The 12,911-nt window shown below is 44.5% G+C and carries 15 protein-coding genes; 10 read left to right on the forward strand and 5 right to left on the reverse strand.

All coding sequences use genetic code 11. The annotated features are described in order from the left end of the window. Window positions 1-6 precede the first annotated feature (6 nt). From M1D59_RS17260 to M1D59_RS17270, 3 genes are all read left to right on the forward strand, one after another. Window positions 7-489 carry a DedA family protein gene (locus M1D59_RS17260; protein ID WP_020452781.1) on the forward strand — a complete coding sequence of 161 codons (483 nt, stop codon included), beginning with the start codon at window positions 7-9 and terminating at the stop codon, window positions 487-489. A 42-nt stretch (window positions 490-531) separates the two neighbouring features. After that, window positions 532-1,323: a phosphatidylserine decarboxylase gene (locus tag M1D59_RS17265; protein ID WP_458117554.1), complete on the forward strand. Its 792-nt coding sequence runs from the start codon at window positions 532-534 to the stop codon at window positions 1,321-1,323. A 271-nt stretch (window positions 1,324-1,594) separates the two neighbouring features. Then, window positions 1,595-2,938, forward strand: a complete 1,344-nt coding sequence (locus M1D59_RS17270; protein WP_458117555.1) for a 2-hydroxycarboxylate transporter family protein — start codon at window positions 1,595-1,597, stop codon at window positions 2,936-2,938. A gap of 59 nt (window positions 2,939-2,997) precedes the next feature. Here M1D59_RS17270 and M1D59_RS17275 read toward each other — a convergent pair whose 3' ends face one another. Further along, window positions 2,998-3,231 carry a hypothetical protein gene (locus M1D59_RS17275; RefSeq protein ID WP_025809732.1) on the reverse strand — a complete coding sequence of 78 codons (234 nt, stop codon included), beginning with the start codon at window positions 3,229-3,231 and terminating at the stop codon, window positions 2,998-3,000. 245 nt (window positions 3,232-3,476) lie between these two features. Between M1D59_RS17275 and M1D59_RS17280 the strand changes: the two genes are divergently transcribed. Genes M1D59_RS17280 through mnhG form a run of 7 tightly spaced genes read left to right on the forward strand, consistent with a single transcriptional unit; the run spans window position 3,477 to window position 9,243 of the window. After that, window positions 3,477-5,879: a Na+/H+ antiporter subunit A gene (locus M1D59_RS17280; protein ID WP_458117556.1), complete on the forward strand. Its 2,403-nt coding sequence runs from the start codon at window positions 3,477-3,479 to the stop codon at window positions 5,877-5,879. Beyond that, window positions 5,876-6,307 carry a Na(+)/H(+) antiporter subunit B gene (locus M1D59_RS17285; protein WP_003184834.1) on the forward strand — a complete coding sequence of 144 codons (432 nt, stop codon included), beginning with the start codon at window positions 5,876-5,878 and terminating at the stop codon, window positions 6,305-6,307. The genes M1D59_RS17280 and M1D59_RS17285 overlap by 4 nt, the downstream gene beginning before the upstream one ends. Beyond that, window positions 6,307-6,648, forward strand: a complete 342-nt coding sequence (locus M1D59_RS17290; protein ID WP_020452785.1) for a Na(+)/H(+) antiporter subunit C — start codon at window positions 6,307-6,309, stop codon at window positions 6,646-6,648. Before M1D59_RS17285 ends, M1D59_RS17290 begins: the two co-directional genes overlap by 1 nt. After that, window positions 6,641-8,119, forward strand: coding sequence for a Na+/H+ antiporter subunit D (locus M1D59_RS17295; RefSeq protein WP_023856152.1), 1,479 nt, complete (start codon window positions 6,641-6,643; stop codon window positions 8,117-8,119). The genes M1D59_RS17290 and M1D59_RS17295 overlap by 8 nt, the downstream gene beginning before the upstream one ends. Before the next feature lie 5 nt (window positions 8,120-8,124). After that, window positions 8,125-8,601, forward strand: coding sequence for a Na+/H+ antiporter subunit E (locus M1D59_RS17300; protein WP_020452787.1), 477 nt, complete (start codon window positions 8,125-8,127; stop codon window positions 8,599-8,601). Further along, a complete protein-coding gene (locus tag M1D59_RS17305) occupies window positions 8,601-8,885 on the forward strand; it encodes a Na(+)/H(+) antiporter subunit F1 (protein ID WP_003184842.1) in 285 nt (94 codons plus the stop codon). The genes M1D59_RS17300 and M1D59_RS17305 overlap by 1 nt, the downstream gene beginning before the upstream one ends. Beyond that, window positions 8,869-9,243, forward strand: coding sequence for a monovalent cation/H(+) antiporter subunit G (gene mnhG / locus M1D59_RS17310; protein WP_023856153.1), 375 nt, complete (start codon window positions 8,869-8,871; stop codon window positions 9,241-9,243). The genes M1D59_RS17305 and mnhG overlap by 17 nt, the downstream gene beginning before the upstream one ends. 36 nt (window positions 9,244-9,279) lie before the next feature. Here the strand turns inward: mnhG and M1D59_RS17315 are convergent, their stop codons facing one another. From M1D59_RS17315 to comX, 4 genes are all read right to left on the reverse strand, one after another. Further along, a complete protein-coding gene (locus tag M1D59_RS17315; protein WP_009329508.1) occupies window positions 9,280-9,669 on the reverse strand; it encodes a hotdog fold thioesterase in 390 nt (129 codons plus the stop codon). Between the two features lie 16 nt (window positions 9,670-9,685). Beyond that, window positions 9,686-10,324, reverse strand: a complete 639-nt coding sequence (locus M1D59_RS17320; RefSeq protein ID WP_003184849.1) for a response regulator transcription factor — start codon at window positions 10,322-10,324, stop codon at window positions 9,686-9,688. An 86-nt stretch (window positions 10,325-10,410) separates the two neighbouring features. Continuing rightward, window positions 10,411-12,723: an ATP-binding protein gene (locus M1D59_RS17325; RefSeq protein ID WP_095323674.1), complete on the reverse strand. Its 2,313-nt coding sequence runs from the start codon at window positions 12,721-12,723 to the stop codon at window positions 10,411-10,413. A gap of 11 nt (window positions 12,724-12,734) precedes the next feature. Next, window positions 12,735-12,908, reverse strand: coding sequence for a competence pheromone ComX (gene comX / locus M1D59_RS17330; RefSeq protein WP_080131484.1), 174 nt, complete (start codon window positions 12,906-12,908; stop codon window positions 12,735-12,737). Window positions 12,909-12,911: the final 3 nt, after the last annotated feature.

Below are 12,911 nucleotides of genomic sequence, written 5' to 3' on the forward strand. Positions count from 1 at the left end.
TTTTTCATGGAGTTGGCAAAAGAATTGATTTCCCAATACGGGTATTTTGCGATATTCGGGATGCTTGTTCTCGGAATTGTAGGCCTGCCGATACCCGATGAAGTCATGATGACATTTGTCGGGTATCTGTCTTCTATTCATCTATTAAACTATGAGCTGTCTCTTTTGATCAGCTTTTCAGGTGCGGTATCAGGGATGCTCATCAGTTACTTTCTAGGGAAGAAAATCGGTAAACCGCTGCTCGATAAGTTCGGGAAATGGATCGGTCTGACGCCGAAAAGACTGGACACCGTGCACCGCTGGTTTGAAAAATACGGCCCGTGGACGATTCTTTTCGGCTACTTTGTTCCCGGAATCCGCCATGTGACATGCTATCTGTCCGGCATGAACGAGATGGACATGAAAAGGTTCCTGATTTATGCCGGATCAGGGGCTTTTATTTGGTGTCTCGTTTTTATTACGATCGGATACACAATCGGCGTGATTTAAATACCGCTTGCATCCCGTGTGATCAGTAAAGGAGTGAACAGCTTGAAAAAGCGGCTTTACCGGTTTTTGATCGAGTTGACGAATAAAAAGGGCGTGTCCCGGATGCTGAAAAAGTTTGCTCAGTCAAAGCTCAGCAAACCTCTCATCCCCTCCTATATCAAAACCTTTCATATCAATACAGAAGAGATGCTGGAAGATGTCCGCTCTTTTAACAGCCTGCACGAGCTGTTCATCAGAAAATTAAAGAGCGGTGCACGCCCCCTTCCCGCTGAACCAAACAGCCTGGTCAGCCCTGTGGACGGAGTCATCGAAGAAATGGGCGCCATCACGCGCGACAAGCAATTTACCGTCAAACAAAAGCTCTATTCCGTAGAAGAAATGATCGGGCGATCCGAGATCGTGAACCGCTATATCGGCGGAACCTATATCATCATCTATTTAAGCCCGAGGGACTACCACAGAATTCACAGCCCGGCTGACGGTACACTTGAAACGCAATATTCGCTGGGAAGCACGTCTTACCCCGTGAATCAAATCGGTTTGACCTACGGAAAATCGCCGCTGACAAAAAACTACCGGATGATTTCCGAATTTAAGCATCAATATGGGTCCGCCCTGCTTGTGAAGGTCGGGGCGATGTATATTAACTCGATCGTGATGCTCGAGGAGTCAAAAGAATGGCGTCAAGGCGACGAAATCGCATATTTCTCTTTCGGCTCGACCGTTATCCTGCTGTTTGAAAAGGATACCTTTATTCCTGATGAGCGCCTTCACCCCTCTCTTCAAGTGAAAATGGGAGAGGCGTTAGGATCTCTTGTCAAAAGAAAATCATAATGCAAAACCCCCGAAAACAGTTTCGGGGGTTTTTTAAATTGCTGCTTTAAAAAAGCTTTCTCCCCGGACAGGGAATTCCCTTTTTTACCTGGATACGCCCCCCAATAAATCAAAAGACCTATAAATTGATCAAAATCAAGCAGATTCCTCCTCTTTTCCCGCTCTTTTTCGCTTTAATTTAATTATCAATCGATTATTTTAATTTAAAAAACGCACAGAATTGACACTTTTCTTCTACAATTGAACACATACAAACATGGGGGTGTTTTTGATGGAAGCAGCAAAAGATTTGAAACCGATTACAAATCACGGTCATAAAGAAAATAAAAATTTTTTCCAGAAGTTGATCAATTGGAAAATCGGCGTGATTCCGTTTCCGCTATACATTGCGCTTGCGCTGATTATTTTTCTGGCAGCTTACTATAACGAATTGCCGAATGACATGCTTGGCGGTTTCGCGATCATTATGATTCTCGGTATTATTCTCGGGGATGTTGGACAGCGCATTCCGATTTTAAAAGATATCGGCGGACCTGCCATTCTCTCGCTGTTTGTTCCTTCGTTTTTAGTCTTTTTCAAAGTGCTTAACCCCGCATCTATGGAAGCGGTTACGACTTTGATGAAAACGTCGAATTTTCTGTATTTTTACATCGCATGTTTAGTCGCGGGAAGTATTTTAGGAATGCATCGCACGGTTCTGATTCAAGGTTTTATGAGAATGTTCGTTCCGTTGTTGGCCGGGACGGTCGCAGCGGTTGCCGCCGGTATTCTCGTCGGTCTGTTGTTTGGCTACAGCCCTTATGAAGCTTTCTTCTTTATTATTGTACCGATTATTGCCGGAGGCATCGGCGAAGGAATCCTGCCGCTGTCACTCGCTTACTCGCAAATTTTGGGACAATCCACAGATGTATTTGTTTCACAGCTCATTCCGGCCGCTATTATCGGAAACGTCGTTGCCATCATCTCAGCCGGACTGATGAAAAAGCTTGGCGAAAAGCGGCCTGAGCTGAATGGTAACGGCAGGCTCGTCAAATCGAAAAAAGACGATGAAATTTTCAACCAAAAAGAAGAGGAGCCGAAAATCGATTTGAAATTAATGGGTGCCGGCGTTTTAATCGCATGTTCCTTCTTCATTTTCGGCGGTTTGGTCTCCAAGTTCATCGCAATTCCGGGAGCGATCCTGATGATCATCGCGGCGGCTGCCGTAAAATATGCAAAGCTTCTGCCTGCAAGCATGGAAAAAGGCGCACACCAGCTTTACAAATTCATGTCATCAAGCTTCACTTGGCCGCTGATGGTCGGGCTCGGCATTCTTTACATCCCGCTTGATGATGTGGCGTCCGTTATTTCCCTGCGCTTCATCGCCGTCTGCGCTTCAGTCGTCATTGCCATGGTGACATCAGGCTACTTTGTCGGCAAATTAATGAACATGTACCCTGTTGAATCAGCGATTGTCACCGGCTGTCACAGCGGTCTCGGCGGTACGGGGGACGTGGCCATTCTTTCGGCTTCAGGCCGGATGGGGCTGATGCCGTTTGCGCAAATCTCAACGCGTCTCGGCGGAGCAGCAACCGTCATTATGGCGACCGTTTTACTAAGGTTCTTGACCTCGTAAGGGCCGCATAAAAAAACAAAAAGGAGTCTGATCTATACGATCGGATTCCTTTTTTGTTTTCAGCGTTTCTCAACTCTGATATATTCTCTCGGTTTAAAGGGAGCTCTTTCTTTTCCCATTAAGGACTGATCTTCCGCTCCCGTCTGAAGCGGCGTGTAATCCCCGCGATATTGAGGGCCTTCGTCCGTTCCTATCCCCGGAGTCTGTTCACGCGTCATTTCCCTGTTGATCATAAACGCTCCCGCAAAAAGCGAACAAAATAAACTTAAGCTGATAAAAGCTTTCCTTCTCATCTTTCATCACCTCAAATTCATCTTGTTCAAAAAAACTTTCCATTATACAAATGCCGCATTTTTTGTTAAAATTGTTTTCAGGTTCATAAGACCGCATAAACCGCGGTTATCATGAGATCATGCAGCCGATTAAAATTTGAGTTATAATTTGTCTAGGTCACCAGTTCTAAAAAAGTACATAACGTTTGAAAATTTTAGTATGGAACAGAATGTATTTATACATGCTACCTTAAAGGGAGGTTAATATGACGGCTTTACATATTGCAATTTTATCGCCTTTTGCACTCGCCTTTTTGATTCCGCTATTGGCGAAAAACGTCAGAAAGATTCATACAGGCTGGTTTGTCCTGATTCTTCCTGTTCTATTATTTATTTATTTTTTCCGCATGATCAAAATGACGGCGGATGGCGGAACATTAAAGGCTGTACTGGAATGGATTCCGTCCTTTGGCATTAACTTTACCGCATACGTTGACGGACTCGGATTGCTATTCGCCCTTCTGATTACAGGGATAGGGTCTTTGGTTGTCCTTTACAGCATCTATTATCTATCTAAAGAAAGAGAGCAGCTCGGACCGTTTTACGTTTATCTGCTCATGTTCATGGGGGCAATGCTCGGCGTTGTTCTCGTTGATAACGTCATTGTACTTTATTTATTTTGGGAATTGACCAGCATATCGTCTTTTTTGCTCATCGGCTATTGGTACAAGCGGGAAAAATCAAGATACGGCGCGACAAAATCGATGCTTATCACCATTTTCGGCGGTCTTTCCATGCTTGGAGGCTTCATTCTTCTTTACACGATTACGGGTTCATTCTCGATCAGAGAAATGATCAACCAAGTTGATTTAATTTCGGGCCACGGCTTTTTCATTCCGGCTCTCGTGCTGGTGTTAATCGGAGCCTTCACTAAATCTGCGCAGTTCCCTTTTTACATCTGGCTTCCAGACGCGATGGAAGCACCAACGCCTGTAAGTGCTTACCTGCACTCCGCCACGATGGTAAAAGCGGGAATTTATATCGTTGCAAGATTCACCCCTGTGTTCGCTTTTTCCGGGGAATGGTTTTGGATCGTGTCCCTCACGGGGATTGTCACGCTTTTCTGGGGTTCGTTCAACGCCGTCAAGCAGACTGATCTGAAAGCGATACTTGCCTTTTCTACGGTCAGCCAGCTCGGAATGATCATGTCGATGCTCGGCGTCGGTGCCGCAGCTTTGCACTATCAAAATTTTGAATACTATATGGTTGCAGTAATCGCCGCCGTTTTTCACTTGATCAACCACGCGACATTTAAAGGCAGCCTGTTCATGGCAGTCGGAATCATCGATCATGAAACGGGAACGAGGGATATCCGCAAGCTTGGCGGTCTGATGACGATCATGCCGATTACGTTTACGATTACGCTGATCGGCGCGTTTTCAATGGCTGGTCTGCCGCCGTTCAACGGCTTTTTGAGCAAGGAAATGTTTTTCACCAGCATGCTCAGGATTACGGATTTTAATTTGTATAACGCCGACACATGGAGTTTTGTGCTTCCTGTTCTGGCTTGGATCGGAAGCGTGTTTACGTTCATTTACTGCATGGTTCTGCTGTTTAAAACGTTCGGGGGGAAATATCAGCCTGAAAAACTTGAAAAACAAGCGCATGAGGCTCCACTCGGCATGCTGATTTCGCCGATTGTCCTCGTCTCTCTCGTGGTGATTTTTTTCTTTTTCCCGAACATTCTGTCATACAGCATCATTGAACCGGCTGCATCGTCGATTATGCCGACCCTTTTGGACGGAGACGAAAAATTCAAGGTTCATATTTACATGTGGCACGGCTTTTCACCTGAACTCTACATGACAATCGGCGTCGTTGCTCTCGGCGTTCTCGCCTATTTGACCTTGTCAAAATGGCGGAAGGTCTACGGCCTCTTCCCGGAAAAACTGACGCTCAACAAACTGTACGACAGCTCGTTGTCTGGGCTTGAAAAAGGCTCCAACAAGATTACAAGAACGTATATGACCGGGTTTCTTCGCGATTATCTCGTCTATGTTTTTGTCTTCTTTATCGTGATCATCGGCGGATCGCTCGTTGTTACCGGAGGCTTTTCATACGATGTGAAAGGCAATGCTTCAATCGGCATCTATGAGCTTGTTCTGTCAGCCGTCATGATTGCCGCAACATTTACCACCGTTTTCGCAAGATCAAGACTGACGGCGATTATCGGGCTCGGCGTCATCGGCTACACGCTTGCGCTGTTCTTCGTCATTTTCAGAGCGCCGGATCTCGCGCTGACGCAGCTGATTATCGAAACGATTTCAGTCGCATTGTTCCTGCTTTGCTTCTATCATTTGCCGAAGCTCAGATTCAAGCCGAAGTCGGCTAAGTTCAGGGTCACAAATGCGCTTGTCTCGGTCGGAGTCGGAACTGTTGTGACGCTGCTCGCACTTTCTGCAAACAGCCAGCGCTCCCTTGAAAGCATTGCATCGTATTTTATTGAAAACAGCTATAAACTCGCAGGCGGCCACAATATCGTCAACGTGATATTGGTCGACTTCAGGGGATTTGATACATTGTTTGAAATTACCGTACTTGTCATAGCCGCTTTAGGAATATACGGCATGATCAGGCTCAGAATGGGGAAAGGAGGGGAAGAGCATTGAAAAAGGTTCAGACGAATGATGTGATCCTGCAAACCGTTACAAAGATTGCATCCTTTATCATTCTGCTCTTTTCTTTCCATCTGTTTTTTGCCGGCCATAATAACCCGGGCGGCGGTTTTATCGGCGGATTGATGACGGCGTCTTCGCTCGTCCTTCTGCTGCTTGCCTATGATTTAAAAACGGTGCAGAACATTTTGCCCGTCAACTTTATCTATGTGGCGGCCGTCGGCTTATTCATTTCCGTTTCCACCGGAATCGGCTCATTTTTATTCGGCGCTCAGTTTCTTTCCCACGCGTTTGATTACTTTAACCTTCCGCTCTTGGGGAAAACGGAGCTTGCCACCGCGGTATTGTTTGATATCGGGGTTTATCTCGTAGTGGTCGGAGTGACCATGACCATTATTCAGACGATTGGGGAGAGAGAATAATGGAGATTTTAATGTCTTTTATTGTAGGAATTTTGTTTATGGCGGCGACATATCTCTTGCTTTCAAAAAGCCTTCTGAGGGTGATTATCGGAACTGCCGTTCTCAGCCATGGCGTCCACCTGCTTCTGCTGACAATGGGAGGGTTAAAAAAAGGTGCGCCCCCCATTTTAAATGAAGAGTCGTCAACCTATGTCGACCCTCTCCCTCAGGCGTTGATTTTAACGGCGATCGTCATTGCTTTCGGGGTCACCTCGTTTCTCCTGGTCATGGCTTTCCGCGCCTACCAAGAGCTGAAAATGGATGATATGGATCAAATGAGGGGAAATGATCAACATGAATAATCTTGTAATTCTGCCAATACTGATTCCTTTAATGGCCGCAGTTCTGCTCATCTTTATGAACAAGTCGATCGTGCTGATGCGTGCATTCAGCGCCATATCTTCCATTGCGGCGATCGCGGCGGCCGCTGTTCTTGTGCAGACCGTCTATACGGACGGAATCCAGACCTTGTATCTCGGCGGGTGGAAGCCGCCGTTCGGGATCAGCCTTGTCGCTGATCAATTCGCCAGCCTTCTGGCGTTAACGACAGCCATTATCGGATTTCTGACGGTTCTTTATTCGTTTCGCTCCATCGGCGAAAAACGCGAGCGTTTCTTTTATTATCCCGCGGTCCAGTTCCTGCTTGCCGGAGTTAGCGGCGCTTTCTTAACCGGGGATTTGTTTAACCTGTTCGTATTTTTTGAGGTTCTCCTGATGGCTTCTTATGTGCTGATCGTCATTGGCGGCACGAAGATCCAGCTGCGGGAATCTCTGAAGTACATCGTCTTTAACATTATCTCTTCCGCCCTCTTTGTCATCGGAGTCGCTTATTTATATGCGGTGACGGGCACATTAAACATGGCGGATTTGAGCGTTCGGATCAGTGAATCGGGCCAAACCGGGCTGATCACGGTCATCGCTGTTTTATTTTTGATCGTCTTCGGTTTAAAAGGCGGCATTTTCCCGCTGTATTTCTGGATGCCTGGTTCTTATTATGCGCCGCCTGCCGCTGTGTCCGCACTGTTTGGCGCACTTCTGACCAAAGTCGGCCTGTACGCGATCACAAGGGTGTTTACATTAATTTTCACCCAAGACGCGGCTTTTACTCATCAATTAATGGTCTGGCTTGCGGCCCTTACGATCATCTTCGGTGTCATCGGCTCGATCGCCTACTGGGATGTTCAAAAAATCATTATCTACAATATTGTGACTGCGGTCGGTGTGATCTTATTCGGTATCGCCGCCAATACGCCGGCTTCGATCGAAGGATCTGTCTACTATCTGATTCATGACATGATCATTAAAGGAGCGCTGTTTATGCTTGGCGGAGCGCTGTTTACTCTGACAGGGACAAACAACCTGAAAAAAATGAGCGGCCTGATCAAAAACCATCCGGTGCTCGGCTGGATGTTTATGATTTCAGCAGTTTCATTGGCAGGGGTCCCTCCTTTCAGCGGATTCATCGGCAAGCTGAAAATTGCAGAGGGCGGCTTTCTAAGCGGTGAATTCGTGATTACGCTGCTGATGCTTTTATCCAGTCTGCTCGTCTTGTATTCCATCATGAAAATATTTATCAACGGCTTCTGGGGGGATGAACAGGAAGATGCTCCGGCCAAAAGACCGCTAAAAGGCTACATGTATCCGGCAGCGGTACTGCTCTTTCTGTCGCTTGCCATCGGACTCGGAACCGAGCTTATCGCGCCGTATTTCCATCAGGCGGCTGATACGCTCGTCAACCCCGAAAAATATATTGAAGCCGTTTTGAAGGAGTAGATCGCATGGCATTACAAATATTGTTGAACTTTATTCTTGCGTTGTGCTGGATGTTTCTGAACAATGACTACACTGCTGCCGGGCTTGTCGTCGGTTATGTGATCGGATTATTCTCGCTCTTTCTGATGAGGCGTTTTTTCCGCCGCCGCTTTTACTTAATTAACATTTGGGCGATCATTAAACTGCTGTTTATTTTTATTAAAGAGCTCGTTCTCGCAAACGTCAGCGTATTAAAGACGATCTTATCCCCAAGGTTAAAAAATAAGCCCGGCATCTTCGCCTTCAAGACAGACCTTAAAGCGGACTGGGAAATCACGACATTGGCGAACCTGATTACGCTGACACCGGGCACATTGGTTGTTGATATCTCTGATGACCGTTCGATTCTTTATATTCATGCGGTCGATATCGATGATGCTGAGAAAGCTATCAGTGATATCCGCATTTCGTTTGAAGAGGCCATTAAGGAGGTAAGCCGCTGATGTTTGAATTTATTTTGCAATTGTCACTCGGCATTTTGGCGGTCTCCACTTTTCTGTATGTCCTGAGGGTCATTAAAGGGCCGAGCATCCCGGACAGAGTGGTGGCGCTTGATGCGATCGGCATCAACCTGATCGGAATTACGGCTCTCGTGTCCATCTTGTTAAATACGACAGCATATTTGGAGGTCATCCTCTTGATCGGTATTCTGGCCTTTATCGGCACCGTCGCATTTTCTAAATTCCTTGAGAAAGGAGAGATTATCGAAAATGATCGAAGCCGCTAAATTGCTTATCGCCGTCTTGGTCCTTCTTGGCGCACTGATATCGTTAGCCGCTTCCTTTGGAACGCTGCGGCTGCCTGACGTATACTCAAGAATCCACGCCGCTTCTAAAGGAGCGACATTGGGGATCATCAGCGTGCTGCTCGGCGTATTCTTTTACTTCTGGTTTCTGCACGGCTTCATTACGGCCAAAGTGCTGCTCGGTATCGTCTTTGTATTTCTGACGTCTCCTGTAGGCGCCCACCTGATCGCAAGGGCCGCCTATAACACCGGCGTAAAAATGGAAAAGAAAAGCGTACAGGACGATTATGAAGGCAACAGAAATTTTCTGATTAAAAAGAAGGAAGATTCCTATTTATAAAAAGAAAACTCGCCCTAAAAGGCGAGTTTTTTTGGTTTACGATGAAGGGCGGCTGATGACCGCCATCGTGCACCTGGACGTGCAAATCAGGCTGTCTTGCTCATCGCGTATTTCAATTTGAAACACCATTGTTGATTTGCCTACATGCAGAGGCGTTGCGACCGCTTTAACCGTTCCGTCTTTCACCGATTTAATATGGTTGGCGTTGATCTCAAGCCCGAAGCATGCCTGCTCTTTTGGATCGATATGCTGATATGCCCCGATGCTTGCCACCGTTTCAGCAAGCGCAACGGACGCACCTCCATGCAGATAACCGAATGGCTGACGCGTTCTTTCGTCGACAGGCATGACCGCAACACACCGCTCTTTGCTGCATTCCTTCAACTCGATTCCCAACGCTTCAAGAAGTGTATGTTTCGTTTCCATCACAATCGTCCCTTCATCAAAGTACGCCTTCAGATTTCGCGATTAAAACAGCCTCTGTCCGTGATCCTACATTCAGTTTGCTGAATACGGAAGTCAGACTGTATTCGATCGACCGCTTGCTTAAATGAAGCGCATCAGCGATTTCCTGATTTGTATAGCCTTTTTCGACTTCTTTTAAGATCAGGCATTCCCTTTCAGTCAAAAGATCGTGCTGAGTCTGCTGGCTGTTTGACTTCGATTTTTGCTGTGTAATCAGCTGCTTGAAATAATCATAATCGACGACAATTTTATTATCCAGTACCTGATATATGTACTCTATAATCTTTTCCTTCGATTCCGTTTTGCTGATGGCGCCGTGCATGCCGGAACGAATCGCCTCTTCAAAATAATCTTCGACTTCATAGCCTGTGTAAACGATAATTTTGCATGATGAACACGTCTCAAGGATTTTCTTAGATAGGTCCATGCCGTTGATTTCACCCAAATTTAAATCCATTAAGATCAGGTCATACGCAGAAAAATCATGCTTCTTGAGAAATTGTTCGCTGGCTTCAGGGCTGAGGCAATCGACAACAAAGTCCTGGTTCGTTTCAAGAATTGCCTTCGTCCCCTCCATGACAGCCGGATGATCATCGATCACAAGTAATCTTCTCATAATTTCCTCCCTTTTGCGTAACCTTGCCCTATCACCATTTTATAGAAAAAACTTGGCGGATGCCAAGCAAAAATGTTAACTAAACATTACAATTCCATTTCAATGGCGACCCTGAAGCCTTTCCCTTCTGCTGTCTGTATATCCAGACTGCCGTTCAGCGCGCGGACTCGCTCGCGAATACCCGACAGCCCCATGCTTGCGCTGTTTTGATAAAGCTTGTCCGGATCAAAACCGATGCCGTCATCTTCATAATGAAGAACAACTTTTTCTTTTATGCAGACAAGCATAATCAAAACCTCATTAGCTTTCGAGTGTTTAACCGCATTGCTTAAAAGCTCCTGCACAATTCTGTACAAATTCAGCTGCGTGTCCAGGTCGAGCACCTTTGAGAACCTTTCCGTATTGAGGCGGATCTTATCGATCGATGAGGACTCCTGATGCTGTGCCGCCAGTTTCGAAAGGGCTTTGACCAGTCCGAGATCGTACAACAGCTGCGGCCTCAGCTCCTGACACGTTTCCCTTGTCGTCTGGATGACGGTGGACATTTGCTCATTCATATTGATGAGCCTTTGCCTGATTTGATTCGTACAGACTTTATCTTTTTCAAAATCAGCCAGAAACATCTCGCTTTGATGCTTCAAGGAAATCATGTCCTGCAGCACAGAATCATGAAGATCACGGGCCAAATCAGATCTCTGCTTCTCTTCAATCGCAAACATCAATTTATTCAGCCACGCCGGATTCGGCCCTTCTTTTTTCACATGTTCCAGATGCTCCATCAGCTCGCCGATTTTCAAGACGTTTTCCAGGGAAACACTCGTATAAAACGCCAGCGTCTCAAGCCACGAAATCTCATCGCGCGTCAGCCTAGGCGTATTTAAAACCGACAAACACAGCATGACATAAGAAGTCCCGCCCCGTTCACCGATCTTAATCAAAAATCCGCGGTCGACTTCGACGATTTTGCCGATGTCGGTGATGACCTTGGTTACTTCTTGTTCGTACGGGATCCACGGATATTCTTCGGTATCTCCCTCGAGCAAAGATATTGTCCCGTCGCTTTTAACTCCTAAAACATGCGCTTGACTCACGGTTAGAACATCCAGAATCGTTTGCTTCAATTCTAACAGTACTTGGTTCAAAGAGGTAAATGTCCGGATCGTTTGAGTAAACTTAAAAATACTGTCTTGATAGTTAAACTTCTCTGAAAAACGCTTTAGGCGAAAACGGAAGTCTAGCATTTCTTTTAAATAAAATACACCAAGCATGACAAGATAAATATAAATTGCGAGTCTAACTGTATTGTAGCCACCTGTTTGATATTGTGTAAACGTTACTATACATACAACGATTACTGTTGGTATAATCGCCAATAATCCATAATATCTTAGTCTGCCTAGAATAAACTCAATATTGTATATTTTATTTGCCATAAATTGATAGACTAGAGAAAATGGAATTAATAAAAGAAATGGTGCAACAAAAACAGATGGAAATATGTAATCTCCTAAAACTAAAGTTGGCAAAACATAAAAGCCCACAAAAGGTATTATTGCTATAAAATTGGTCAACATCAATATCTTTAAAAAATAAGCCTGTTCGGAAAACTTATATTTATTTAATCCATATAAAATAACGATGAAAACCATGGTTACACCAATAAAAAAAGAAGACAAATTTATGGTGCTTAGAACTTCAATTGATAGTTTATCCTCACCTAAAAAATATTCAATAATAATATTAATTACCGGCAAGAGATATAGTAAAAACACTTTATTATTGAAAAATTGTTTCCCTTTTTCTTTAAAATACTGATAAACAAAATGCAAGTAACTTACGGGCACTGATAAAAATGTCAGCAAATTTACGTATCTACTAAACACATCACCCCTAGATACGCCACCTGCACTTAAATATGCGATAGAAACGTTTAATAAAAAAGCAATCAATAAAAAAGTTGAAGAAAACAGTTTCTTTGATTTACTTGAATTTAAAATGAAAAAAATACAAAATAGGCATAATAAATAAAAAGTTACAGGGATCAAAAACACAAAAAATATATCATATCCAAGAAATGTCTCTTTGGTATTGATATCCACCACTTCGGCATCCCGTTTTACCGTGACTGAGTAAGCCCACGAAAGAATGTCTTCTGCTGGCTCTCTCTTTTTGGTTATAGATTTACCATCAATCTCGAGAAGAATATCACCTTTTTTAAGCCCGGCATATTCCGCAAGAGAGTGCTCTTCTACTTCTATAACGACTAATTGATTATGCGAATTATACTTTAATTTAGCACCTTCAAATGCATTATTAAAACAGAGATAACAAATATAAATACTATAAACAAAACTTAAAAGAACCAGCAAAATTGAAATAAACTTTAATGAAGATTTCAATTTCAAGCTCCCTATCCTTTGTTTAAATTCCACAATGTTACCTTACCTTGTATTTCGATTCCTTCAAATGCCTTTATGATAGTCAATAACTGATCATGATCTACACCTAAGAGGCTTGCATTTCCATGGATAACCTGCTTCAGCACCTCTGGATGTTGTACTAAATAACTTACAATCTCCTGCAAAAC

The organism is Bacillus sp. PK6-026 (assembly GCF_054161455.1).